The organism is Weissella sp. DD23 (assembly GCF_001579105.1).
In the GTDB taxonomy this organism is placed as follows: domain Bacteria; phylum Bacillota; class Bacilli; order Lactobacillales; family Lactobacillaceae; genus Weissella; species Weissella cibaria.
Genome location: NZ_KQ970394.1, coordinates 93,515 through 94,461, shown reverse-complemented (window position 1 = coordinate 94,461; position 947 = coordinate 93,515). Strand labels below are relative to the sequence as shown.

Here is a 947-nt window from a genome sequence, read left to right as displayed (position 1 = left end):
GTGAACCATCTTTGATGTAACCGGTCGTGTGAGACGTAATGCGTGCAGCACTTGCTGCTTGCGTAGTTGCCACAGTGCTGGCGCCAGCCAATGTAGCAACCACTGCTACACCCGCAACAATCTTCTTCATATCAAAACTCATATTTAACTCCTTAAACTTTATGCAGTTCTAACTAATAATAAGTCTATCAAATCATGGATTTACGTCAAGCAGTCACACACATCGTCTGTATCCAAATGAAGTATGTAAAATTCTAAAAAATCGGTAATAACACTTCTGTCATCACCGATTTTTACGACCCTTCAAATCACGTTAATCTCCAATTTTATTGTCTACCAACGCTATTGGGTATAGAGCCTTTTTTAATCACTTCTTCTCGGACTTGAACCCTGTCTTCTCAACTTTCGTCACCGACCGCAGTCGTAAGGTGGCTGTTGCAAGGTTCACAACTGTTGTCTCAAATACCAATTCAAATCCTTTCATCCCCGTACCTCCATGTCGTTATTATCAGGCCTGATACCTTTACTAACGAAATGAACCGTCTAGAATGTCGCAATTGTGTCTAATACACCGTCATGATTGTTGTCGGCGACGGTCTGGGGGAACTGCTCAAGCAAAGCAGGCGCTGCGTTGGTCATTGCAAATGGCTGGCCAACCGCCTGCAACATCTCGATGTCATTTGCGCCGTCCCAAGGCCATCATGTCATCAAACGTCACCCCATAGTGGTTCGCCAACGTCTGCAATCCAACTGCCTTGTTCACATTGGGCGCCACCACATCAATCATGCCGAAGCCAGACGTTGTGACGTGCGCCGTACCTGCGAGTTCGGCGTTCAACTTGGCCATAAAAGGTGTCGCTTCAGACTCGGGCCAGTTCAAAATAATCTGATTACTGGATCAGGAATTTCCGATAAATCATCGATAAAAATCAAGTTTGGAAACTCCA

1 pseudogene is annotated in these 947 nt (G+C 45.2%); it reads right to left on the bottom strand.

The window, feature by feature from the left end:
- Positions 1–543 precede the first annotated feature (543 nt).
- Positions 544–847 (bottom strand): annotated as a pseudogene (locus WEIDD23_RS07860) (HAD hydrolase family protein).
- Between the last annotated feature and the right edge of the window lie 100 nt (positions 848–947).